18 protein-coding genes are annotated in these 24,435 nt (G+C 68.5%); 11 read left to right on the top strand and 7 right to left on the bottom strand.

Annotated elements, in window-relative coordinates; all coding sequences use genetic code 11:
- Window positions 1-258: 258 nt before the first annotated feature.
- Both ACMZPQ_RS12605 and ACMZPQ_RS12600 read right to left on the bottom strand, forming a co-directional pair.
- On the bottom strand, window positions 259-879 hold the full coding sequence (locus ACMZPQ_RS12605; RefSeq protein WP_197583420.1) for a thymidine kinase: 621 nt from the start codon (window positions 877-879) through the stop codon (window positions 259-261).
- A 50-nt stretch (window positions 880-929) separates the two neighbouring features.
- Window positions 930-1,652, bottom strand: coding sequence for an SEL1-like repeat protein (locus tag ACMZPQ_RS12600; protein ID WP_197583421.1), 723 nt, complete (start codon window positions 1,650-1,652; stop codon window positions 930-932).
- Between the two features lie 99 nt (window positions 1,653-1,751).
- On the opposite strand from ACMZPQ_RS12600, the gene ACMZPQ_RS12595 reads away from it, so the two are divergent.
- Together ACMZPQ_RS12595 and ACMZPQ_RS12590 are read left to right on the top strand one after the other, a co-directional pair.
- Entirely contained in the window at window positions 1,752-3,728 is a 1,977-nt protein-coding gene (locus ACMZPQ_RS12595) for a UvrD-helicase domain-containing protein (RefSeq protein ID WP_197583422.1), read from the top strand.
- A gap of 107 nt (window positions 3,729-3,835) precedes the next feature.
- Entirely contained in the window at window positions 3,836-4,360 is a 525-nt protein-coding gene (locus ACMZPQ_RS12590; RefSeq protein ID WP_197583423.1) for a GNAT family N-acetyltransferase, read from the top strand.
- A 101-nt stretch (window positions 4,361-4,461) separates the two neighbouring features.
- Here ACMZPQ_RS12590 and ACMZPQ_RS12585 read toward each other — a convergent pair whose 3' ends face one another.
- The gene (locus tag ACMZPQ_RS12585; RefSeq protein WP_197583424.1) at window positions 4,462-5,112 is read right to left on the bottom strand and encodes a YceH family protein; all 651 of its coding nucleotides are present in this window, start codon (window positions 5,110-5,112) and stop codon (window positions 4,462-4,464) included.
- A gap of 102 nt (window positions 5,113-5,214) precedes the next feature.
- Between ACMZPQ_RS12585 and ACMZPQ_RS12580 the strand changes: the two genes are divergently transcribed.
- The 5 genes from ACMZPQ_RS12580 (at window position 5,215) to plsB (ending at window position 11,759) form a co-directional block, all read left to right on the top strand.
- Window positions 5,215-6,135, top strand: a complete 921-nt coding sequence (locus ACMZPQ_RS12580; protein WP_197583425.1) for a 5'-nucleotidase, lipoprotein e(P4) family — start codon at window positions 5,215-5,217, stop codon at window positions 6,133-6,135.
- Window positions 6,132-6,857, top strand: a complete 726-nt coding sequence (pyrF, locus tag ACMZPQ_RS12575) for an orotidine-5'-phosphate decarboxylase (protein ID WP_197583426.1) — start codon at window positions 6,132-6,134, stop codon at window positions 6,855-6,857. Before ACMZPQ_RS12580 ends, pyrF begins: the two co-directional genes overlap by 4 nt.
- Window positions 6,858-7,075: 218 nt before the next feature.
- The gene (locus ACMZPQ_RS12570; protein WP_197583427.1) at window positions 7,076-7,897 is read left to right on the top strand and encodes a trypsin-like serine protease; all 822 of its coding nucleotides are present in this window, start codon (window positions 7,076-7,078) and stop codon (window positions 7,895-7,897) included.
- Between the two features lie 272 nt (window positions 7,898-8,169).
- The gene (locus ACMZPQ_RS12565) at window positions 8,170-9,123 is read left to right on the top strand and encodes a hypothetical protein (RefSeq protein WP_197583428.1); all 954 of its coding nucleotides are present in this window, start codon (window positions 8,170-8,172) and stop codon (window positions 9,121-9,123) included.
- Window positions 9,123-11,759 carry a glycerol-3-phosphate 1-O-acyltransferase PlsB gene (gene plsB / locus ACMZPQ_RS12560; protein WP_197583429.1) on the top strand — a complete coding sequence of 879 codons (2,637 nt, stop codon included), beginning with the start codon at window positions 9,123-9,125 and terminating at the stop codon, window positions 11,757-11,759. The genes ACMZPQ_RS12565 and plsB overlap by 1 nt, the downstream gene beginning before the upstream one ends.
- Before the next feature lie 150 nt (window positions 11,760-11,909).
- Here plsB and ACMZPQ_RS12555 read toward each other — a convergent pair whose 3' ends face one another.
- A complete protein-coding gene (locus ACMZPQ_RS12555; RefSeq protein WP_012509637.1) occupies window positions 11,910-12,113 on the bottom strand; it encodes a YdcH family protein in 204 nt (67 codons plus the stop codon).
- Between the two features lie 91 nt (window positions 12,114-12,204).
- On the opposite strand from ACMZPQ_RS12555, the gene ttcA reads away from it, so the two are divergent.
- The 3 genes from ttcA to ACMZPQ_RS12540 are packed head-to-tail and all read left to right on the top strand — an operon-like array spanning window position 12,205 to window position 14,912.
- The gene (gene ttcA, locus ACMZPQ_RS12550; RefSeq protein ID WP_197583430.1) at window positions 12,205-13,131 is read left to right on the top strand and encodes a tRNA 2-thiocytidine(32) synthetase TtcA; all 927 of its coding nucleotides are present in this window, start codon (window positions 12,205-12,207) and stop codon (window positions 13,129-13,131) included.
- Between the two features lie 36 nt (window positions 13,132-13,167).
- On the top strand, window positions 13,168-14,073 hold the full coding sequence (locus tag ACMZPQ_RS12545) for a recombination-associated protein RdgC (protein WP_004153441.1): 906 nt from the start codon (window positions 13,168-13,170) through the stop codon (window positions 14,071-14,073).
- 59 nt (window positions 14,074-14,132) lie between these two features.
- On the top strand, window positions 14,133-14,912 hold the full coding sequence (locus ACMZPQ_RS12540; protein ID WP_197583431.1) for a M48 family metallopeptidase: 780 nt from the start codon (window positions 14,133-14,135) through the stop codon (window positions 14,910-14,912).
- A gap of 60 nt (window positions 14,913-14,972) precedes the next feature.
- Here the strand turns inward: ACMZPQ_RS12540 and ACMZPQ_RS12535 are convergent, their stop codons facing one another.
- Window positions 14,973-15,842: a methylglyoxal synthase gene (locus ACMZPQ_RS12535; RefSeq protein ID WP_197583279.1), complete on the bottom strand. Its 870-nt coding sequence runs from the start codon at window positions 15,840-15,842 to the stop codon at window positions 14,973-14,975.
- Window positions 15,843-16,010: 168 nt separating this feature from the next.
- Here ACMZPQ_RS12535 and ACMZPQ_RS12530 point away from each other — a divergent pair, with 168 nt between their 5' ends.
- Window positions 16,011-18,410 carry an ATP-binding protein gene (locus tag ACMZPQ_RS12530; RefSeq protein WP_197583278.1) on the top strand — a complete coding sequence of 800 codons (2,400 nt, stop codon included), beginning with the start codon at window positions 16,011-16,013 and terminating at the stop codon, window positions 18,408-18,410.
- On the opposite strand, the gene ACMZPQ_RS12525 is transcribed toward ACMZPQ_RS12530, so the two are convergent.
- A complete protein-coding gene (locus ACMZPQ_RS12525) occupies window positions 18,396-19,841 on the bottom strand; it encodes a glutamate synthase small subunit GltD family protein (RefSeq protein WP_197583277.1) in 1,446 nt (481 codons plus the stop codon). The two genes, ACMZPQ_RS12530 and ACMZPQ_RS12525, sit on opposite strands and share 15 nt — an antisense overlap.
- Before the next feature lie 95 nt (window positions 19,842-19,936).
- Window positions 19,937-24,391, bottom strand: a complete 4,455-nt coding sequence (gene gltB / locus ACMZPQ_RS12520; RefSeq protein ID WP_197583276.1) for a glutamate synthase large subunit — start codon at window positions 24,389-24,391, stop codon at window positions 19,937-19,939.
- Window positions 24,392-24,435: the final 44 nt, after the last annotated feature.

The raw sequence follows: 24,435 nt of genomic DNA, 5'->3' as shown, positions 1-24,435 counted from the left end.
CCCGTGCCGACCAACGGTCGGCACCCACCAACAGCCGCGTGAACCTGTCGAAGGCGGAGCACTGTGGGTTTGCGGGGTGTGAGCCGCATGGATGCGGCGACCAAGGCCCCCAGGAACGGGTTTACGGCGTGTCCTGCAAGCCCACACCGCCCCGCCATCCCACGGAATGCCAGCTTTCGCTGTCGCTGTTGCTGTTGCTGTTGCCGGCCAGCGGCCGGCACTACCGCGGGTGCAGGGCGCAGCCCTGCCGAACACCCCTTACAGCGGCAGCGGCGCCTGCGCGGGATCGATCCGCCCTTCACCACGGGTGATCTTCTTGAACTCGGCGCGGCTGACCGACACGTAGCGGTCGTTGCCACCGATCTCCACCTGCGGGCCGTCCTGCACGGCGTGGCCATGCTCGTCCACGCGTACCGTCATCGTCGCCTTCTTGCCGCTGTGGCAGATGGTCTTGATCTCCTGCATCTCATCGGCCCAGGCCAACAGGTACTGGCTGCCTTCGAACAGCTCACCGCGGAAATCGGTGCGCAGGCCATAGCACAGCACCGGAATGCGCAGCTGGTCGACCACCTCGCTGAGCTGCCAGACCTGGGCGCGGGTCAGGAACTGCGCTTCATCCACCAGCACACAGCCCATCGGGCCGTTCGCGGCCAGGTCCTGTTCGACCCAGTGCTGCAGGTCGGTATCCTGGTTGAAGGCCATGCCTTCGGCACGCAGGCCGATGCGCGAAGCCACCACGCCAGCGCCGGCACGATCGTCCAGGCGCGGGGTCAGGATCGCCACCCGCATGCCACGCTCGCGGTAGTTGTGCGCGCTCTGCAGCAGCGTGGTGGTCTTGCCGGCGTTCATCGCCGAATAGTAGAAATAGAGCTTGGCCATCGGCCAATTCTAGTCGCCCGCCGCCTCGCCGTCGCGGACCGTTGGCAAGCTCAGCGCTGGGGTCCTTCAACGGGGCTGAGCGGGCCGACCTCGACACTGCGGCCACGGAATTCCTGCTCCCAGATCTGGTCCTGCATGCACCAGTACGCCGCCGGGTCCCAATAGGCATCGCGGTAGTAATCGTCACCGCGGATCGGCCAGCCGGCCTCCGGGCCGTCGGACAGTTCCACATGCAGCATCGAGCTGACCCAGCCGGTGCGGCTGCCGGTCATGCGGCGGCGTTCCACCCGCATCGCGGTTTCCATGCGCGGTTTGGCCGTGGCATCGCCGTAGGTCGCATACAGTGCCGGCCCCTCGGCCAGCACCCGCTGCCGCTGCGCCGCGTCCAGCCGGTTCCAGTAACGTTCGCGCTCCAGCAGCAGGTCGCGGTAGCCGCGCTCGGCGGCCAGGTCCATCCAGATGTAGGCCAGCACCGGATCGGCGGCGATGCCCACGCCTTCGCGGTACATGCGTGCGACCAGCGACTGGGAGACCTTGTCGGCGTAGCCGGCGGCGCGCCTGAAGCGCACCAGCGCATCCGCAGGCCGGCCCTGCTGCCAGGATTGCAGGCCCAGTTCGCGCCAATGCAGGTCCGGATGGGCCTGCAGGAACCCCTGGGTCATGACCGTCGACCGCGCCATCGCACCGGGGTCGGGCGCGCAGTCGGCGCCGCGCGCGGGCAGGGTGGCCAGCCACAGCAGGCCCAGCAGGGCGGGAGGGATGATCGGGCGCATGCCGCAGGCTCGTGTGCTCCGGTGGCGAATCAATAGCTTAGGAACCGGGTGCGCGCAAGTCAGGTCCGCTCCCCGAAGCCCCGCTACAATCCCCATCCCATGCACGGTCTCAATCCCCCCCAAGCCGCCGCCGTCCTGCACATCGAAGGTCCGTTGCTGGTGCTCGCCGGTGCGGGCAGCGGCAAGACGCGCGTGATCGTGGAAAAGATCGCCCACCTCATCGGGTGCGGGCGCTACCCGGCGCGACGCATCGCGGCGATCACCTTCACCAACAAGTCGGCCAAGGAAATGCGCGAGCGCGTGGCCAAGCGCCTGCGCGAGCAGGACGCCGACGAGGTGACGATCTGTACCTTCCATGCGCTGGGCCTGAAGTTCCTGCAGATCGAGCACGCTGCGGTGGGTCTGAAGCGCGGCTTCTCGATCTTCGACGCCGACGATGCCGCTGCGCAGATCAAGGACCTGATGTCCGGTGCCAAGCCCGACGACATCGAGGACATGAAAAACCTGGTGTCGCGCGCGAAGAACGCCGGCCTGTCGCCCGAACAGGCGATGGCCGCCGCACGCAGCAACCGTGAAAAGGAAGCGGCCAGCGTCTATGAGCGCTATCAGCTGCGCCTGACCGCCTTCAACGCGGTGGATTTCGACGACCTGATCCGCCTGCCAGTGCAGGTGCTGGAAGAGAACCCGGACATCGCCGTGGCCTGGCGCGAGCGCATCGGCTACCTGCTGGTGGACGAATGCCAGGACACCAACGACGCGCAGTACCGGCTGCTCAAGCAGCTGGCCGGTGACAAGGGCAACTTCACCTGCGTGGGCGACGACGACCAGTCGATCTATGCCTGGCGCGGTGCCAACCCGGAAAACCTGCAGCAGATGGGGCGCGATTACCCCGCGCTGGAGATCATCAAGCTGGAGCAGAACTACCGCTGCTCCAACCGCGTGCTGCGCGCGGCCAACGCGCTGATCGCCAACAACCCGCACGAGCACCTGAAGAAGCTGTGGAGCGACCAGGCCGACGGCGAGCGCATCCGCGTGTGGGAATGCCGCAACAGCGAACACGAAGCCGAAAAGGTCGCGGCGGAGATCGCCTTCGTGGCGCAGTCGCGCAACGTGCCGTGGAGTGATTTCTGCATCCTGTTCCGCGGCAACTTCCAGTCGCGGCCGCTGGAAAAGGCGATGCAGCTGCTGCGCATTCCGTACCACCTGACCGGCGGCACCATGTTCCTGGAGCGCCAGGAAGTGAAGGACACGCTGGCCTGGCTGCGCCTGCTGGTGAACCCGGACGACGACACTGCGTTCATGCGCGCGGTGCAGTCGCCCAAGCGCGACGTCGGCGCCGGCACGCTGGCCAAGCTGGCCGAACTGGCACAGGAAAAGGACATGCCGATGGCGCAGGCCGCCGAGGCGATCGGTGCCCTGCAGCAGCTGCCGCCGCGTGCCGCCAACAGCCTGGCCCGCTTCACCGACATCCTGCGCGACCTGCGCGCGCAGACCCGGCAGGTCACCTCCGGCGACATGATCCGCAAGGTCGCCAAGGAATCCGGCCTGCTCAGCGAGCTGCGCCAGCAGGCCAAGGAGGAGGCCAGCTACCAGCGCCGCGCCAACAACATCGAGGAACTGGCGCAGTGGTTCGAAGGGGGGCCGCGTGGTGCCACCGCCGCCGACCTGGCCGGCCAGCTGGCGCTGCTCTCGCGCAGTGACAAGGACGAGGGCGGCAACCAAGTGCGGATGATGACCATGCACGCCTCCAAGGGCCTGGAATTCCCGTATGTGTTCATCGTTGGCTGCGAGGACGGCGTGCTGCCGCACCAGGTCAGCCTGGACGAGGGCAACCTGCAGGAAGAGCGGCGCCTGCTGTACGTGGGCATCACCCGCGCCAAGATCCAGCTGTGGATGAGCTACAGCAAGCTGACCCGCAAGTTCGGCGAGCACGTGCGGCTGAAGCCGAGCCGGTTCTTCGAGGAGATTCCGGCCGAAGAGATCCAGCGCGATGGCGCTGATCCGGTGGCGGATGCGGCGCGCAAGAAGGAACGCGCCAGTGCGGGATTGGCGGCGATCGAGGCGCTGTTCGATTGAGCCGGGGTCGGATCCCTTTCCGCAGGGAAGGGCTCTGACCCCACGGCCCGGATCAGCCGAGCGTGGGCTCGGCTCTACAATCGGCCTATCCCCGCAGAGGCTTGCCCATGCACCCCATCCACAGCGAACGCCTGCGCCTGCGCCGGATCGAGCCTGACCGCGACGCGGCACCGATGCTGGCCCTGCTCAACGATCCCGGCTTTGTACGCTTCATCGGCGACCGCAATGTGCGCAGCGAGGAACAGGCGCGCGAGTACATCGCGCTGCGCGTGCTGCACAGCTATGCGCTGAACGGGTTCGGCATGTACGCCATCGAGCGCCTGTCCGATGGCGCGTGGCTGGGCAACGCCGGGCTGGTACGGCGCGATGGCCTGCCGGGGCCGGATATCGGCTACGCGGTGCTGTCGGAGTTCGCAGGCCAGGGCTATGCCGGAGAGGCGGCGCGGGCGGTGTTCGCGCATGCACGCGGAGCGCTGGGCCTGCACGATCTGTATGGCATCACCGACCTGGACAATGTGGTGTCCGGGAAGATCCTGCTCGGGCTGGGCATGCAGGCGCGTGGGGTGATCCAGCTGCCGGGCGTCGAGAGTGCCAGCCGGCTGTACGCCACGCCGGGAGCGGCGCAGGCCTGATCGTGTGTGTCGGGACCAGAGCATCCGGTAGTGCCGGCCGCTGGCCGGCATCCAGGCATCACCGGGTTGCCGGCCAGCGGCCGGCATTACCGGGCACAGCTTCAGCCGCGCAGTTCGGCCAGCTGTGCCTGCAGTTCGGCCACGGCCGCTTCCAGCTGCGCCACGCGCTCGGCCAGGCCCGGATCGGCCGCCTCGCTGCTACCGGCACTGCTGGCGAACGTCGCCGCCAGCGCCGCGCCGTCCACTTCGCCGCACAGCAGGTGCATGTAGCGGTCTTCGCGCTGGCCGCTGGCACGCGGCAGCACCACCAGCAGCGCGCGCTGCTGCAGGCGCTCGATGGCGTGGCGGGCTTCGTCGCTGTCGGCGAAACGGTGCAGGCGCTCGCTGCGCGAGACCAGCTCGCCCAGCGTCTGCGGCCCGCGCAGCAGCAGCAGCGCCAGCAGCACGGTCTGCTGCCGGGTCAGGTCCAGCGCGGCCTGCAGGCGGTGCTCGTAGCGGTCGGCCCGTGAGGAGAAGTGCTGGCGGGCCAGGCCCATCGTCTCCAGCTGGCGCAGGGCGTGCTGCACGCTGCCGGCGTCGACGTTCATCACCGGCTCGCGGGCGGTCTTCTGGTTGGCCGCCGACTGCGCGGCATTGACCGTCAGCGGGTAGGTGTCCGGAGTGGTCGCTTCCTTTTCCACCAGGCAGCCCAGCAGGCGGGCCTGCACGGCGTCGAGCAGGGGAACGTCGGGGGTCTGGGCGGAATCGGTCATGGCGGCCTCTGGCAAGGGCAACGGGTCAACCGCCAAGCATAGCCGTCCCGGCGGCGGCTTTGCCGGTAAAATGCGCCGGTATATCTGATTGCCGGTGAACCCATGCGTCGTCCCGTTTCCCTGTCCCTGACCCTGCTCGCCACCGCGGCGCTGGGCCTGTCTGCCTGCAAGCGCGTGGATGCGCCTGCCGCCGAAGCCGCTGCCCCGGAGGCCCCGGCCGCCGCCAAGGCCGATGGCGCGCTTGATGCCACCGCCAATGACAATCTCAATGCCGTGCTGTGGATGCAGCGCGCGCAGGAGTACAAGGCGATCACCGAGCAGACCTACCGTGCCGCCGCAGACCACCTCGACGCGGCCCTGAAGGAAGCCCACTGGGACGCACTGGTGCCGGAGGAGCGCGGCAACGAGGCCAAGGGCCTGAAGCCGGCCGTGGTGCTGGACGTGGATGAAACCGTGCTGGACAACTCGCCCTACCAGGCGCGCCTGGTGCGCGATGGCAAGGAGTACGACGAGCTGACCTGGGACCAGTGGGTGGCCGAGAAGAAGGCCAAGGCCATTCCCGGCGTGGTTGATTTCGCCAAGGCCGCCAACGCCAAGGGCGTGACCCTGCTGTACATCTCCAACCGCGCCGTGCACTTGAAGGATGCCACCCTGGCCAACCTGCGCGAGCAGGGCCTGCCGGTGGCCGACGACAGCGTGTTCCTCGGCCTGGGCACCGTGGTGCCGGGCTGCGAGCAGAACGGCAGCGAGAAGAACTGCCGTCGTCGCCTGGCCGGGCAGAAGTACCGCGTGCTGATGCAGTTCGGTGACCAGCTGGGTGACTTCGTGGAAGTGACTGCCAACACCAACGATGGCCGTGACGCGCTGCTGCAGCAGTACCACGACTGGTTCGGCGAGCGTTGGTGGATGCTGCCGAACCCGACCTACGGCGGCTTCGAGCCGGCGCAGTTCAACAATGACTACAGCCAGTCGCGCCAGGCCCGCCACGATGCCAAGCGTGCTGCGCTGGATTACGCACCGTGAGCCGCGCGCCGCTGCCGCTGCGCGATGACGAGCGCCTGATCTTCGCACTGGACGTGCCCGACCGCGTGCAGGCACTGGAGTGGGTGGATCGCCTCGGCGACAGCGTGGCGTTCTACAAGATCGGCATGGAGCTGCTGGCTTCCGGCGAGTACTTCCAGGTGCTCGACGAGCTGGCCCGGCGCGACAAGCGCGTGTTCGTCGACCTGAAGTTCTTCGACATCCCGGCCACCGCCGCGGCGGTGATCAAGCGCCTGTCGCAGTGGCCGGTCAGCTACGCCACCATCCATGGTTGGCACCCGGCGATGATGGAAGCCTGCGCGGCCGCCAACAGCAGTGACATGCGGCTGCTGGCGGTGACCGTGCTGACCTCGATGGGGCGCACGGACCTGGCGCAGATGGGCATCGACCGCGAGCCGGTGGACGTGGTGGTCGAGCGCGCGCTGGCCGCCCAGGCCGCGGGCATCGATGGCGTGATCGCCTCGGGCCAGGAGGCTGGCCCGATCCGCGCCGCGACCGGCGCCGGGTTCTCGATCGTCTGCCCGGGCATTCGTCCCGGTGGTCCGGTTGGCGATGACCAGAAGCGTACCGTGGGCGTGGCCCAGGCCTTCGCCGACGGCGCCGATGCCATCGTGGTCGGCCGTCCGATCCGCCTGGCCACCGATCCGCAGGCCGCGGCGCGGGCCATCCAGCAGGAAATCGCGTCGGCTCTGGCTGCCCGCTGAGCCCCGCGCCGACGTGGGTCACGTCGGCACCACGAACGCCATCCCGATCCATGCGGGATGGCGTTCGCATTTGTGGGCCTGCAGCTGTCGCAGGCGGCGCAATGCGCGGGAACTGTGCGCGCGTTCGCGCTGTGGGTTCCAGCCTTGCTCCCCAATCGATGCACCGGCACGGACCGCGGCCGCGCCGGTTCCAACCATCGATAGAGGAGTACAGGGATATGTATCGCAGCACCTCTTTGTTCATCGGCCTGCTGTTGGCCGCGTCTGCCGCACCTGCGATCGCCGCACCGCAGGTGCGCGAGGCACCGCGCATCATCGGCGGCGAACCTGCGGACGCGGGCGAGTACCCGTTCATGGTCAGCATCCAGGGCGTCTTCGACGGCGACTCGGACCATGACCGCCATTTCTGCGGCGGCACGCTCATCTCACCGTCGTGGGTACTCACCGCCGCGCATTGCCTGCAGGGCGAGAATCCGACCGGCCTGGCGGTGCTGGCCGGCCAGGCCACGCTCTCTACCGAGGCCGCGTCGCGGGCCTCCAACGTCAAGGCGATCCACGTCCACCCGGCATTCAACAGCGGCAATTCGCTGGAACATGACGTGGCCCTGATCCAGCTCAGTGCACCGCTGGAGGGCGCGCAGCCGGTGGCACTGCGGCTGCGGCCCGATGCCAGTTACCTCAAGCCGGGCCGCGAGTTCACCGTGATCGGCTGGGGCGACACCGACATCGGCGATGGCCGGGTCTATCCCACCCAGCTGCAGACGGTGCAGGTGCCGTTCGTGCCGTTCAACGAATGCCAGCAGGCCTACGGTGGGGAACTGGCGCGGGGCAAGGTGATCTGCGCCGGCCGCGAGGGCATCGACAGCTGCCAGGGCGACTCCGGCGGCCCGTTGCTGTTGCGCCTGCGCGAGGGCTGGACCCAGTTCGGCGTGGTCAGCTGGGGCGAGGGCTGCGCGCTGGCCGGCTACCCCGGGGTTTATGCCCGAATCGCCGAAAAACACGCCGTAGACTTCATTGAAGCCGTCTGGCAGCGCGATTGATTAAATAAAATCAAATAGATATCTGACATTACATGAAGTGTTGCCTTAACTTGCAGGGCAGCGTACGATCGCCGCCATCCGGTCCCTGGACCGGACATGTGCCACAACACTGTCCTCCGGCCTCGTGCCGGCTTGAAGAGCCTGTGATCCCCGTGATCCGGGCTCTTTTTTTGTCCCGGTGGCGGTTCTGGGGCTGGAAACCGTGACCGTGCGGCTTGCCGCTGTCACGCCGCAGGCCGCAAGATGCGGACCGGTCCGGGGAGTCCGAGTGCATGAGCGTGGCGGTGCGAGGAAGGTCTGCGCGTGGATGGGGGCTGGCGGCCATGCTGCTGCTGGCCGTGGCGGCGTGCCGCGAGCCTGGCAACGACCCGGCCAAGCCAGCGGCCGAGCCGGTGGCGGCGGTGCAGGCGATGGCGTTGCGGCTGGCCGAAGACGATCTGGTCGGTTACGCCAGGCTGTCGGTACCACCCAGCCAGTACCAGCGCCTGCAGCAGGCCTGGGCCGAGGGCCACAGCCAGTGGCCGCTGACCGAACTGCCACTGGGTGACCAGCTGCTGCCGATGCTGGCCGCCCTGCGCAAGCCCGATGCCAGCACCGAACTGCAGCGCAGCTTCGACCGCCAGCTGGCCGGCCAGGCCGGTGCGGTGCGCCAAGCCGCGCAGTCAATGGGCAACTTCGGCGTGCAGTACCTGCGCCACCAGAAGGGCTACACCCCCGGTCAGCAGGCGCACTACATCGCCCTGGTCGAGACCCTGGCGGTCTGGGCGCAGGGCGCACCGATCAGCGACCGCGCCCGTGCGCGCAGCACCATCGCTGCGCTGGTGGGTGCGGCTGGCAAGGTTGGCTTCGACGACGAGGCCGGCCTGCAGGCCGCGGGGATGGAAGGCAGCCTGCAGCAGCTGGCGCCGTTCATCCACACCCTCAAGGCGGTGCTGGGCAGTTATGGGCTGGGCGTGGACGAAGCACTGCGCAGCGTGCGTGGCGAACTGCTGTCGGTGGAAGGTGACAACGCGCTGGTGCGCCTGCATTACGACCTGGCCGGTCGCGAGATGAGCCTGCAACTGCCACTGAGCCGGCGCGAGGGCCACTGGTACCTGACCCGCACCCTGGCCGACACCGACGCGCTGCTGCGCAAGGCCGATGCGGCCCGCGCCGCGGCGGCGCCGGCGCCGGCTGAAGCCCCCGCCGAGGGTGGGGAAGCGGCAACGCCGCCGCCTAAGCCATAATGGCGCCGATGTCGAAACAGAACCCGCTGCCGTTCCCCGGCGAAGAATCCTCGTCGACGCCCGCCGATACGGTGCCGGCGTCCCCCTCGACCGATACCGGCCCGAATCCGGTACCGCCGCCTGCGCATGCCCGTCCGGCCGGCCGTCGCCCGCTGTGGGCGCGCCTGCTCGGTCGCTTGGTCGAGCCGTGGCTGTCGCTGAAGATCGAACCGGAAGACCCGGGCCAGTACAACGATGGCCGCCCGGTCATGTACGTGCTGGAAGACTACGGGCTGTCCAACGCGCTGATCCTGGACAAGGCCTGCCGTCAGGCCGGCCTGCCGTCGCCGCTGGTGCCGCTGGCCGGTGACCCGACCGGCCGCAAGCGCGCCTACCTGGCGCTGTCGCGACGCAGCTCCAGCAACTCGCTGATCCCCGAGCAGCGTGGCGCCAAGACCCATTCCGATTCGCTGGCCAAGGTGCTGCAGGCCCATCGCGTGCGCGATGACCTGGACGTGCACCTGGTGCCGGTGTCGATCTTCGTCGGCCGCGCGCCGGACAAGCAGAGCGGTTGGTTCGCGGTGCTGTTCTCGGAAAACTGGGCACTGGTCGGCCGCTTCCGCCGCCTGCTGGCGGTGCTGCTCAATGGCCGCAGCACCATCGTCCGCTTTGCCCCGCCGATCTCGCTGCGCAGCACCGTGGACGAAGGCCTGGAGCCGGAGCGCACGGTACGCAAGCTGCAGCGCGTGCTGCGCACCCATTTCCGCCGCATCCGTGAATCGGTGATCGGCCCCGACCTGTCGACCCGGCGCCTGCTGGTCGACCAGGTGCTGGCCGCCGAACCGGTGCGCGAAGCGATCGCCGCACAGGCCAAGCGCGACAATTCGAAGCCGGCCGATGCCTGGAAGAAGGCGCACGCCTACGCTTGGGAAATCGCCGCGGACTATTCCAGCCCGGTGGTGCGTTCGGCCAGCTTCATGCTCAGCCACGTGTGGAACCGCATCTATGCCGGCGTGCTGGTGCACCACCTGGACAAGTTCAAGGCCGCCGCGCCGGGCCACGAAGTGGTGTACGTGCCCAGCCACCGCAGCCACATGGACTACCTGTTGCTGTCGTACCTGCTGTACGACCGCGGCATCGTGCCGCCGCACATCGTGGCCGGCATCAACCTCAACCTGCCGGTGGTCGGTACCCTGCTGCGCAAGGGCGGCGCGTTCTTCATCCGCCGCTCGATCCGTGGCAACGCGCTGTACTCGGCGGTGCTCAGTGAATACGTCGCACAGCTGGTGGCCGGTGGCTATTCGCTGGAATACTTCGTGGAAGGCGGCCGCTCGCGTACCGGCCGCCTGCTGCAGCCCAAGGGCGGCATGATCTCGATGACGCTGCGCGCGTTCCTGCGCCAGCCGCGCAAGCCGGTGCTGTTCCAGCCCATCTACATCGGCTACGAGAAGCTGATGGAAGGCGGCAGCTACCTGGACGAACTGTCCGGCCGGCCGAAGGAAAAGGAATCGATCTGGTCGCTGCTGTGGGGCATCCCCAAGGTGCTCAAGCAGAACTACGGCCAGGTGGTGGTGAACTTCGGCGAGCCGATCGCGCTGAACGACGTGCTGGCCGAGAAGGCGCCAGAGTGGAAGGGCGAGGCGGTCTCCGAGGACGAGAAGCCGGCCTGGCTGTCGACCACGGTGGACACGCTGGCCGAACGCATCCAGGTGCGCATCAACGGCGCCGCCGACGTCAACCCGATCAACCTGCTGGCGCTGGCCCTGCTGTCCACGCCGAAGCATGCGATGGGCGAGGCCGACCTGATCGCGCAGATCGAGCTGTGCAAGACGCTGCTGGTCGAGATGCCGTATTCGGACCGGGTGACGGTAACCCCGCACTCGCCGGAGCGGATCATCGCCCACGCCGAGGAAATCAACGTCCTCACCCGCATCAAGCATCCGCTGGGCGATGTGCTCAGCGTCAGCGGCGATACCGCGGTGCTGCTGAGCTACTTCCGCAACAACGTGGTGCACCTGTTCACCGCCTCGTCGTGGGTGGCCTGCTGCTTCCAGAACAACCGTCGCATGAGCCGTACCGGCCTGGTCCAGCTGGGCCGCACGGTGTACCCGTTCCTGCAGGCCGAACTGTTCCTGCCGTGGACCGAGGACGAGTTTGCCCAGCGTATCGACCGGACCATCGATGTGTTCGTGCGCGAGGGCCTGCTGCAGAACGTCAACGATGACGACGGCGGCATCCTGGCGCGCAATACCGGGCAGACCGATGAGGTGTTCCGCCTGCGTGCGATCGGCCATTCGCTGCAGCAGGCGTTCGAGCGCTATTACATCGCCATTTCGGTGCTGGTGAAGAACGGCCCCGGCGTACTCGGCGCGGCCGAGCTGGAAAGCCTGTGCCAGCAGGCGGCGCAGCGCCTGAGCCTGCTGTATGCACCGGCGGCACCGGAGTTCTTCGACAAGTCCCTGTTCCGCGGCTTCATCCAGAAGCTGCGCGAACTGCGGCTGGTGTGGCCGGACGAGAACAGCAAGCTGCTGTTCGACGAACGCCTGGATGCCTGGGCCAAGGATGCCAAGTTCATCCTGGGCCGCGAGCTGCGCCACACCATCGAGCGGGTCAGCCCGGAAGCGGCACGCCCGGACGAGGCGGTGCCGCAGGATTGAACTGAATCCTTGTGGTGGGTGTGGACCTTGGTCCACACACATTCCAGTCGTGCCAACCAAGGTTGGCACCCACCAGAGCAGGAGGCCAACCAAGGTTGGCACCTACCAGGGCAGAGGCCAACCAGTGTTGGCACCCACCTGAACCCGGCGTTACGCCGGTTCGTCGGGAATCTGCAGGCTTTCCAGCTTGGCGATGCAGTCCTTCAACTGCAGCTTGCGCCGCTTCAGGCGCTTGGATTCCAGCTCGTCCTCGCCGTTGGCGGCCATGCGGGTGATCTGTTCATCCAGCAGGCGATGCTCGGCGCGCAGGGCGGCGAGGTGCTCGACGATCTCGGCGGGGCTGTAGGTGTCCACAGCCTCCGAGCATACACAGCGATGATGACCACCGGGAGAGGGGAAGCCCGACCGCCGGCCGGGGCCGCTCCGAGCCGTTAGAATGGGGACCATGAGTGCCGTGATCTCCCTGCCCGACCCCCGGCTGCGCGCGCCCCGCGACCTGCGTGCGGGCGAGCGCGGGCGCGAGCAGCACGCGCTGGCCAGGCGCCTGCGCCGCCAGGTGGGCGAGGCGATCGCCGACTTCGGCATGATCGAGGCCGGGGACAAGGTCATGGTCTGCCTGTCCGGTGGCAAGGACAGCTACACCCTGCTGGACGTGCTGCTGCAGCTGCAGAAGAAGGCGCCGGTGCCGTTCGAGCTGGTGGCGGTGAACCTGGACCAGAAGCAGCCGGACTTCCCCGCACACATCCTGCCGGAGTACCTGGCAGGGCTGGGCGTGCCGTACCACATCATCGAGCAGGACACCTATTCGGTGGTCAGCCGGGTCATCCCGGAAGGCAAGACGATGTGTTCGCTGTGCTCGCGGCTGCGCCGCGGCGCGCTGTACAACCACGCCGAGAAACACGGTTTCACCAAGATCGCGCTGGGCCACCACCGCGACGACATGGTGGCCACCTTCTTCATGAACCTGTTCCACCACGCCACGCTGTCGGGCATGCCGCCGAAGCTGCGCAGCGATGACGGCAGGCACGTGGTGATCCGGCCGTTGGCCTACGTGCGCGAGAGCGACATTGCCGACTACGCGCAGGCGCGGGGGTTCCCGATCATTCCCTGCAACCTGTGTGGCAGCCAGCAGAACCTGCAGCGCCACCAGGTCGGCCTGATGCTCAGGCAGTGGGACAAGGACCACCCGGGCCGCATCGATCAGATCGCGCGTGCCATGGGTGAAGTCCGGCCCTCGCAGCTGGCCGACACCACCCTGTTCGACTTCATGGCGCTGGGCCGTCGCGACGCCGCGCCGCCGCCCGACGCCCATGCCTGGCAGGCCGCTCCCACGGCCGACGCCGACGCAGATCCCGAGACGCCCACCGTTTAAGGTCGGCCGCCCTTCCTCTTTGCCATCCGGAATTCCATGTTCTTTCGCAACCTGACGTTCTTCCGTTTCCCGACCGCTACCGATTTTTCCGAAGTCGACACCCTGCTGCCGCATGCCCTGCTGAAGCCGGTCGGCGCGCTGGAAATGAATTCGCGTGGCTTCATCTCGCCGTTCGGCCGCGAGGAGAAGGAACTGCTCTCCCACCGCATCGCCGAGCACCTGTGGCTGACCGTGGGCGGCGAGGACAAGATCCTGCCGGCCGCGGTGGTCAACGACCTGCTCGAGCGCAAGCTGGAGGAGATCGAGGAGAAGGAAGGCCGTCGCCCGGGCGGCCGCGAACGCAAGCGCATGAAGGACGACCTGCTGCATGAACTGCTGCCGCGCGCCTTCGTGAAGTCTTCGCGCAACGACGCCTTCATCGACCTGCAGCACGGCTACGTCGCGGTGGATACCTCCAGCCGCAAGACCGGCGAGTACTTCATGTCCGACATCCGCGGCCTGCTCGGCAGCTTCCCGGCGATGCCGCTGAATGCCGAAGTCGCGCCGCGTTCGATCCTGACCGGCTGGATTGCCGGCGAGCCGCTGCCGACCGGCCTGAGCCTGGGCGAAGAATGCGAGATGAAGGACCCGGTGGAGGGCGGTGCGGTGGTCAAGTGCCAGCACCAGGAACTGCGCTGTGACGAGATCGACAAGCACCTGGACGCCGGCAAGCAGGTGACCAAGCTGGCGCTGATCTTCGAGGACAACCTGTCGTTCGTGATCGGCGACGACCTGATCGTGCGCAAGCTGAAGTTCCTTGATGGCGCCCTGGACCAGCTGGAGCATGCCGACGAAGACGGCCGCCGCGCCGAGTTCGACGCCCGTTTCGCCCTGCAGAGCGCCGAGATCCGCCGCCTGTTCCTGTTGCTGGAAGAAGCCTTCAAGCTCAGCAAGGCTGACTGAACAGGCAGCCCGACGGCCGCCGGTCATCCGGCGGCCCGAAGCAGCGCTATGCTGGGTACATGAGCCGTCTGCTGCGCCGCCTGATCTCGCCCGCTCCGCCCGCCAGCGTACAGCGCGACACCGTTCGCCTGCGCCTGGAGGATGCCGAGATCGAGGTGCTGCGCGTGCGTGACCCGCGCGCGCGGCGGATCAAGCTGAGCGTAGACGAACGCGGCGCGCGCTTGACCCTGCCACTGCGCGCCAGCCTGGTGATGGGCGAGCGTTTCCTGGAACAGCACCGCGACTGGCTGGCCGTGCAGTTGCGCCAGTACCAGGGCCACGGCCTGCCCGCAGCGCTGCAGCCGGGCGTGGACGGCGTGCTGCCGCTGCGCGGCGAGCTGCTGCCGCTGCGCTGGCAGGAAGGCCGCTACGCGCGGTTGGAGGTCGACGAGCACGGCGCCTGCGTGCAATGGCCGGCGCGTGGCGGTGATGCGACCCTGCGCCGCCTGCTGCGCGAGTTCTACGAAGCCCAGACCCGTGCCGACGTCGGCCGCTGGTTGCCGAAGTACCTACCGGGCCTGCCACGCGCGCCCAGCCGCCTGCGGTTGAAGGTGATGTCCTCGCAATGGGGCTCGCTGGCACCCGATGGCAGCATGGCGCTGGACCTGGCCCTGGTGCTGGGCCGCCCCGAGGCGTTCGAGTACGTGCTGGTGCATGAGCTCTGCCACCTGATCCAGGCCAACCATTCGCCGGCGTTCTGGCACGAAGTGGAACAGCGCTTCCCCGCGTGGCGCGAACAGCGCGATTACTTCCAGCTGGAAGGGCGCCGCCTGAAGGCCATGCTTCGCCAGCTGTTGTAGCGTCGAGCTTGCTCGACGGCGGTTGCTTCCGGGTCCTTGGCTCGTCGAGCAAGCTCGACGCTACGGAAGGGTGCGCTTCGCCGCTGCCGTCGCCCAGCGTGCCGCCACCCGTGGCGCGGTGATGCACACCGCCTGGTCGGTCACCGTGGTCACGGCCCGCTCCAGCAACTGGATGTCCGCTTCGTGCTGGCGCGCCACATGCGGGTCCTCGAAGAAGATCGCGCGCTGGCAGCGGCCTTCCAGCACCCGGTCGGCAATCTGCGCATCGCCGCCCATCGGGCCGCTCTGGTAGCGCGTCACCCAGGGCGTGTCACGGGGCCAGCCACGGCTCCAGGCCAGTTCGTTCAAGCGTTGGCCGGTGGTGCCGGTCGCCACGCGCTCAGCGAACCGCGCCAGCACATCGAAGTGCTCGTCGGCGAAGGCCAGCATTGCCGGCTTCATCGCGTCGTGCGCGATCAGCGCCAGCGTCTGTCCCTCGAACGCATGCAGATCGTCGGCGCCGGGATCGCTCGGCAGCCCGGCATGCACACGCTCCACTTCCACCCAGTCGCGCGCAGTGGCCACGGTTGAAATGAACGGCTTGCCGTGGATCACGCACTGCCGCTTCAAGGCAGTTGCTTCCGGGAACACCGACGACGGATCGACCGGATCGATCAGGTAGATCGCGCCATCCAGGGTCCGTTCCGGCCCCATGCCAACCACCTCGGCAACCAGCTTCATCAGGCCGCCCTCGCGACCGTACGGATAGCGGTGCAGGCCCGCGTAGCTGGCCAGGAACCCCTGTCGTTCGATCGCGTCGTGGGTGCGGCCAACGGCGTGCAGCGACACCCCCAGTTCGCGCAGGCCCGGTTCGCTGGCGCGCAGCCAGCGGAACAGGGCGGCGCGCGCATCGTGGTGATGGAGACGGTTGGCAGCCAGGCCGATGCGCATCGAATGCTCCGCAGATACGGGTGAAAGCGGCAGTGTATGTCGCCATTCCCCTTTTTTAGCGCTTTTACAACTTTCTTCATTGCCGCCCATCCGCACGTCGCTAGCGTGATGGAAAGCGGTACCGCTGCGCGGCCGTTGATCTCCAACGGCGAGAAGAGGATGCCCATCGTGAACGTTGCTGGCCTGCGTGCCGCGGCTGCGGCCATGGCCTGGCTGCTGTTGCCGGCCGCAGCCGCCGGCTGCGAGATGCCGCTCAGGATTGCCTGGCCGGCCGATCGCGCGCCGTTGTCCTTCACCGAACGAGGCCAGGCGAGTGGGCTCAGCGCGGATTACCTGGCCCTGCTGGCAGCGCAGCGCCCCCTGCAGCAGCAGCCGTTGCCGGCCGCTACCGTCGCCGAAGGCGCGCTTCCCCGCGACGTGCAGGCCCTGCTGGGCTGGCCGCGCTCGCAGCTGCCCGCGGGATGGGTGGCCAGTACGCCCTACCTGGAGCTGCCGCAGGTGATCGTGCGCCGCCGGGATGCGCCGCCCGCGCTGGGCCTGCACGCGTTGCGCGGCCGCACCGTGGCCAGCCCCGATCCGCTGTCGTTGGCGGGGCCGTTGGCCGAGCAGGCGCCGGGCGCGCAGCTGTTGCCGCCGGCGCCGCTGGACGACGCGCTGTCACTGCTGGGCACCGGCCTGGTGGATGCCGTGGTCGCCAACCTCGCTGAAGTCGAGTCGGCGCTGCGCCGCTACCAGGGCGATCCGCTGGTGATCGCCGCGCCGGCCGGTATCGACGACGCACTGGTGCTGGCCACGGTGCCCGCCTGTGCCGAGGTCGTCAGCGCGTTCGAGCAGGCCGTCTCGCAGCTGACCGACCGCGAGCGCAGGGCGATCCGCACCGCCTGGATGCCGGACCAGCCGCGCCCCCAGGGATCGACCTCGCCCCTGCACTGGCTGGTATCGACGGCGCTGATCCTGCTGGCACTGGTTCTGGTGTACGCGTTCGGCTACTGGCGCGTGCATCGCGAGAGCGCGCGCCGCCGTGTTGCCGCGCAGCGGCTGCAGGAAGTGACGTCGAACCTGCCGGCGGTGGTCTACCAGGCCCGTCGCGCCAGCAACGGCCTGTGCAGCTTTCCGCAGATCGCCGGGGATGTGCGGGCCTTGTTCGGGGTCAGCGTGGAGAGCGCGCGGGTCGATCATCGGCAGCTGCTGGCCGCTGTCCATCCCGAGGATCGTGGCCGCGTGCTGGAGTGCATCGACGCCGCCGCGCTGGCCCGGGGCCCGATTGATGTCACCTTCCGCACGCACTCGCCACAGGGCTGGCGCTGGGTGCATTCGCACGGGCGCGCGCTGTCGTGCGATGACGGCAATGTCGAGTGGAGTGGCTACTGGATCGACGTCAGCGAAGCGCAGTCGCGCACCCGCGCGCTGGCCGAGGCACGGCGCAGCGCCGAGCAGGCAGCACTGGCCAAGACCCATTTCCTGGCGACGATGAGCCATGAGATCCGCACGCCGATGAGCACCCTGCTGGGCATGCTTGAACGGTTGGCGGGCAGCGGGCTGGATCGCCGCCAGCAGCAGGTGCTGGGGACGGTTGAAGACGCCGCGCAGATGCTGCGGCAGATTCTGGACGATGTGCTGCACAGCCAGCGCCTGCATGCGGCGCCGCTGCAGCTGCGGCCCACCCGCCTGGACACGCTGGTGCGGGCGGTGCAGCAGTTGCTGATGCCGGTGGCCGCCAGCCGCGGCCTGTACCTGCAAGTCGTGCTCGATCCCGCGCTGCAGGCCGGGTCGCTGGCCGATGGCCTGCGCCTGCGCCAGATCCTGTTCAACCTCGCTGGAAACGCGCTCAAGTTCACCCTGCAGGGCGGCGTGCGGCTGCAGGTACTGGTGCGGCGGCAGCTCGCAGGTGGCCAGCGCCTGCGCCTGCAGGTGAGCGACAGCGGCGTGGGCATCAGCCCGGAACGGCAACAGGCCGTGTTCGCCGCCTATGCCCAGGCCGAGGCGTCGACCGCGCGCCGCTTCGGCGGCAGTGGCCTGGGCCTGGCGATCTGCCGCGAACTGGCCGCATCGATGGGCGCGGAGCTGCGCCTGCGCAGCAGGCCCGGCGAGGGCACCACGGTCTGGCTGGAGCTGGAGCTGAGCGCGTGCGAACTGCCTGCGGATACGCCGCCGCCGGCCGTCGACGCGTTGCCGCTGCCACCGGTACGGGTGCTGGTGGCCGAGGACCATCCCACCAACCGGCAGCTGCTGGAGCAGCGCCTGCACGACCTGGGCCTGCAGGTGCATGCCTGCACCGATGGGCGCCAGGCCTTGCAGGCGTGGCAGGCGCAGTCGTTCCAGCTGGTCATCACCGACTGCCACATGCCGGAGATGGATGGCTTCGCGCTGGCCCGGGCGATTCGCGCCGACCCGTGCAGCCAGCGTGCGCGGGTGCCGATCATCGCGCTTACCGCCAGCGTGCTGGACCGTACCCGCGAGGCCTGCCGCGACGCCGGCATCGATCACTTCCTGGCCAAGCCGACCGAGGTGCGCGAGCTGCGCGCGCTGCTGGCCGCGATCCTGGCACCGGCGTCAGTGCGCGAGTAGGCGCACGATGCTCGCAGCGGCGTCGCGGCCCTCGGCCACGGCGGTCACCACCAGGTCGGCGCCGCGTACCGCATCGCCACCGGCGAACAGGCGCGGGTGCGCGGTCTGGAACGGCAGGCGGTCCTTGCCACCGGCCACGATGCGGCCGTTGGACTGCCCTTCCACGCCGTGCTCGGCCAGCCATGCCGGCACGGTCGGCGAGAAGCCGAAGGCGATGATCACCACATCCGCTTCCAGCAGCGATTCGCTGCCGTCGATCGGCACCGCGTTCCGGCGGCCGTTGGCATCGGGCTCGCCGAGGCGGGTCTCGACCACGGTCACGCCGATCACTTCGTCATCGGCACCGGCCTCGATCGACAGCGGCTGGCGGTTGAACAGGAAGCGCACGCCTTCCTCGCGCGCATTGGCCACTTCGCGGGCGCTGCCGGGCATGTTGGCCTCGTCGCGGCGGTAGGCGCAGGTCACCTTGGCCGCGCCCAGCCGTACTGCGCTGCGCACGCAGTCCATGCCGGTATCGCCACCGCCCAGCACCACCACGCGCTTGCCGTTGAGGTCGGGCAGGGCGATGGTGTCTTCCCAGCCGGCAATCGGCCGGCCCTTCGGATCATCACCGCCGACAATGCGGCTGTTCTGCACCAGGAACGGCAGCGCCGGCAGCACGCCCTTCAGGTCCTGGCCGTCCAGGCCACCGTCGGTGTAGCGGTAGGCCCCGGTGCCGACGAACACCGCATCGTGGGTGTCCAGCAGCTGCTGCACACTGACATCGCGGCCGATCTCCACGCCGAGGCGGAACTGCACGCCCATGCCTTCCAGTACTTCGCGGCGGCGGTGGATCACGTCCTTGTCCAGCTTGAAGCTGGGAATGCCGAACTGCAGCAGGCCGCCGATCTGCTCGTAACGGTCGTAGACCACGGCGGTGATGCCCGCGCGGGCCAGCCGGTCGGCGCAGGCCAGCCCGGCCGGGCCGGCACCGATCACCGCCACGCTGTGACCGGTCGGCTGCACCGCGCCCAGGTCCGGGCGCCAGCCACTGGCCAGCGCGGTATCGACGATGTACTTCTCCACCGCGCCGATGGTGACCGCGCCGAATTCCTCCAGCGTGCAGCTGCCTTCGCACAGGCGGTCCTGCGGGCACACGCGGCCGCATACTTCCGGCAGCGGGTTGGTGCTGTGGCACAGCGTGGCGGCTTCGTGGATGCGGTTTTCCTGCACCAGCTGCAGCCACTGCGGAATGGCGTTGTGCACCGGGCACTTCCAGCTGCAGTAGGGGTTGCCGCAGTCCAGGCAGCGGCCGGCCTGGTACTGGGCATCCTCTTTGCCGAACTTGCCGTACAGCTCGCCCCAATCGCCGGAGGTGCGCAGTTCCACCGGGATGCGCTGCGGCATGGTGCGGGGCAGGTCGAGGAACTGGAAAGCGTGCTTGCGGCTCATGGCGGGCTCTTTGATGTTTTCCGGTTGCCGGCCAGCGGCCGGCACTACAGCGGTAGGGACGTCGGGGCGCCGGTGGCGGGCGGGGCCCCGCCGCATCACGCGGCGCGTCGCAGGGTTTCGGTCAGCGACTCGATGCTGGCGGCCTTGGGTTTGACCAGCCAGAACTTGCCGATGTAATCGCGGAATTCGTCGAGGATCTGCTGCGCCCAGATGCTGCCGGTCAGCTCGCGGTGGCGGCCGATCAGGCGGTGCAGGTGCTGGCGATAGTTTTCGAAGCCCTCGGCGGACACGCGATGGATGTCGATCAGCTCATGGTTGTAGCGATCAACGAAATCGCGGTCGACGTCCAGCACGTAGGCCAGGCCACCGGTAAAACCAGCGCCGAAGTTCAGGCCGACCTTGCCCAGTACCAGCACTACGCCGTCGGTCATGTACTCGCAGCAGTGATCACCGGCACCTTCCACCACCGCCAGTGCGCCGGAATTGCGCACCGCGAAGCGCTCGCCCGCGCGGCCGGCGGCAAACAACTCGCCGCCGGTGGCGCCGTACAGGCAGGTGTTGCCGATGATGGCGGTACTGCGCGCCTCGAAGCGCGCGCCACGCGGCGGGCGTACCACCAGGCGGCCGCCGGCCATGCCCTTGCCGACGTAGTCGTTGGCTTCGCCCTCCACTTCCAGGTGCAGGCCGCCGACATTGAACGCGCCAAAGCTTTGCCCGGCGCTGCCACGGAAGCGCAGTTCCAGCGGCGCCTCGTTCATGCCGTGGTTGCCATGCGCGCGGGCCACCGCACCGGCCAGGCGGGTGCCGATGCTGCGGTCGGTGTTGTGGATCAGGAAGCGGTGTTCGCCGCCGCGCTTGTGTTCGATGGCCGGCGCCAGCAGGCCATCCATCTGCGTGGCCAGGCTGTCCGGCGATTCGTACAGGCGCTGCGCGGCGCAGTGGCTGCCTTCGTATCGGGCATCGGCCAGCAGGCGCGACAGGTCCACGCGCACACCGTCGCGCGGCGCCGCCTCGATCTGCCGCAGCAGGTCGGTACGGCCGACGATCTCATCCAGGGAACGTGCGCCCAGGTAGGACAGCCAGCCCCGCACTTCCTCGGCCAGCAGGCGGAAGAAGTTCTCCACGCGCTCGGGTTGGCCAGTGAAGTGGTTCTCGCGCAGGCGCTCGTCCTGGGTCGCCACGCCGGTGGCACAGTTGTTGAGGTGGCAGATGCGCAGGTACTTGCAGCCCAGCACGATCATCGGCGCGGTGCCGAAGCCGAAGCTGTCCGCACCCAGCAGTGCGGCCTTGACCACGTCCAGGCCGGTCTTCAGGCCGCCATCGGTCTGCAGCAGGGTGCGCCCGCGCAGGTCGTTGGCCAGCAGCGCCTGGTGCGCTTCGGCCACGCCCAGTTCCCACGGTACGCCGGCATAGCGGATCGAGCTGACCGGCGAAGCGCCGGTGCCGCCGTCATGGCCGGAAATGGTGATCAGGTCCGCACCGGCCTTGACCACGCCCGCGGCGATCGTACCGACGCCGGCATGGCTGACCAGCTTCACCGACACCAGCGCGGTCGGGTTGACCTGCTTGAGGTCATAGATCAGCTGCGCCAGGTCTTCGATGGAATAGATGTCGTGGTGCGGCGGCGGCGAGATCAGGCCGATGCCCGGGCGCGCATAGCGCAGGCGGGCAATCAGTTCGTTGACCTTGTGGCCGGGCAGCTGGCCGCCTTCGCCGGGCTTGGCACCCTGCGCGACCTTGATCTGCAATACCTCAGCATTGACCAGGTATTCGGCGGTGACGCCGAAGCGCCCGGAGGCGACCTGTTTGATCTTGCTGCGCCGCGGCGTGCCGTAGCGCGCCGGGTCTTCGCCGCCTTCGCCGGAGTTGCTGCGGCCGCCGAGGCGGTTCATCGCGATCGCCAGCGCCTCATGCGCTTCCGGCGACAGTGCACCCAGGCTGATCGCTGCGGTATCGAAGCGCGGGAACAGTTCGCTGGCCGGTGCCACTTCATCGAGCGGCGTGGGCGTGGCCGCCGGCACCAGTTCCAGCAGGTCGCGCAGCGCCGACGGTGGCCGCGCATGCACGGCATCGCAGTACTGCTGCCAGGCACGCGGGTCGCCGCTGCGCGCCGCGCGCTGCAGGGTGGTCACCACGTCCGGGTTGTACATGTGGTATTCGCCGCCGTGCACGTACTTCAGCAGGCCGCCGACATCCACGTCCTGCTGCGCGTCCCAAGCCTGCGCGCACAGCTCGCGCGCGTCGGCATCCAGGCGGGCGAAACCGGCACCGCCGATGCGCGAGGCGGTGTCCGGGAAGCACAGGTCGACCACCTCCGGTTCCAGGCCGATGATCTCGAACAGCTGCGCGCCGCGGTAGCTGGCCACGGTACAGATGCCCATCTTCGAGATGATCTTCGACAGGCCCTTGTAGACGCCCTTGCGGTAGCGGCGGCCGATCTGCGACTGCTCGCCGCCCTTGCTGAGCTTGAGGATGCCGCGGCGGCCGAGGTCGAACAGGGTCTGGTAGGCCAGGTACGGGTACACCGCCGTGGCGCCGAAGCCGAGCAGGCAGGCCATGTTGTGCGGGTCGCGCGCGGTGCCGGTCTCGACGATAAGATTCACGTCGCAGCGCAGGCCCAGCCGCGAGAGGTGGTGGTGGATGGCGCTGGTGGCCAGCAGGGCGTGCACCATCGGCCGCCCGGCCACCGGGTAGCGGTCGGACAGCAGCAGCATCACCATGCCATCGCGCGCGGCCTGTTCGGCTTCGGCGCAGATGCGCTCGATACCGGCACGCAGGCCTTCGTCTTCGCTGTAGGACAGGTCGAGCAGGCGGTTGGCCTGCACGTACTGCTCCATCTTCAGCAGCTGGCGCAGCTTGCGCTGGCTGAGCACTGGCGAGTTGAGGATGACGTGGTTCACCGTCTCCGGGCCGGCATGGAAGATGTTGGTCTCCTTGCCAAGCTGGGTGGACAGGGACATCGCGCAGTCTTCGCGCAGCGGGTCGATCGGCGGGTTGGTGACCTGCGCGAACGCCTGGCGGAAGTAGTCGTAGAGCGGACGGCTGCGCTGGCTGAGCACCGCCATCGGCGTGTCATCGCCCATCGAGCCGGTAGCTTCCTGTTCGGTCTCGGCCAGCGGCCGCAGCACCTGCTCCACCTCTTCGCTGCTGAGCTGGTAGAGCTTGTGGTAGCTGCGCAGGGTGCCTTCGTCGAAGGGCTCTTCCACCAGCGACGGATCGATCAGTTCGGTCTGCAGGTAGGTCACGCCCTGCTGCAGCCACTGCTTGTACGGCGCGCGGCCGCGGTTGATGCGGTCCACCGCGTCGGAGTCGAGCAGGTCGCCGCGCTTGAGGTCGATGGCCACCATTTCGCCGGGGCCGAGCTTGCCCTTGCGCACCACGCGCTCGGTCGGCACTTCCCACACCCCGGCTTCGGAGGCGACCAGGAAGTGGCGGTCGGCGGTCAGCATCCAGCGCGCCGGGCGCAGGCCGTTGCGATCCAGCGTGCACACCGCATAGCGGCTGTCGCAGGCGACGATGCCGGCCGGGCCGTCCCAGGGTTCGCTGTTGAGGCCGTGGAACTCGTAGAACGCCGCCAGGTCCGGGTCCTTGAACTCCAGCGACTGGGTGGCCGGCGGGACCAGGATGCGCAGCGCCTGGATCAGTTCCATGCCGCCGGCGACCATCAGCTCCAGCATGTTGTCCAGGCTCTGCGAGTCCGAGCCGTGCATCGAGATGACCGGATCGAATTCGCCGATGTCGAAGCGCGGCGTCTTCCACACCTTGCTGCGCGCCTGCGCCCAGCGCCGGTTGCCTTCGATGGTATTGATCTCGCCGTTGTGGGCGAGCATGCGGAACGGGTGGGCCAGCGGCCAGCGCGGCAGCGTGTTGGTGGAGAAGCGCTGGTGGAACACGATGGCGCTGGAGGCCAGTTCGCGGCGTTGCAGGTCCGGGTAGAAGCGGCTGAGCTTGTCCGGCAGCACCATGCCCTTGTAGCTGATTGCATCCGGGGTGAGCGTGGTGACGTAGAAGTCGGCGTGCGCGCGCAGCTGCTGTTCGCTGCGACGCCGCGCCAGGAACAGGGCCAGCGCGAAGCCGGCGTCATCCTGGCCGACCCCGGCGTCGACGAACACCTGTTCGATGCGCGGCAACGTGTCGCGCGCCAGCTGGCCGCAGACGCTGTCATCGGTGGGTACTTCGCGCCAGCCGGCCACTCTGCAGCCCACTGCTTCCACCTGCGCCTGCAGCTGGGTGCGGCAGGCCTGCGCGGCCTCGGCGTCGTGCGGCAGGAACACCAGGCCGGCGGCAAAGCGCGTGGCGACCGCGATGCCTGCTTCGTTGGCCAGCAGTTTCAGGAAAGCATCGGGGCGGCGCAGCAGCAGGCCGCAGCCATCGCCGGTCAGGCCGTCGGCGGCGACACCGCCACGGTGGGTCATGCGCGAGAGCGCGGCGATGGCGGTATCAACCAACAGGCGCGAAGGTTGATCGTCGAGCTGGGCGACCATGCCGAATCCACAAGCATCGCGCTCGGAGCGCGGGTCGTAAAGCCCTTGGCGGTTGCGGGGGGCCATCTCTACCTCGATGCGGGAAGAATTGAACGGGGACACTCAAGCCC

Source organism: Stenotrophomonas maltophilia, from assembly GCF_047497515.2.
Classification (GTDB): Bacteria; Pseudomonadota; Gammaproteobacteria; order Xanthomonadales; family Xanthomonadaceae; genus Stenotrophomonas.
The sequence above is the reverse complement of the archived record's forward strand: the minus strand, read 5'-3'. Positions and strand labels throughout refer to the sequence as shown.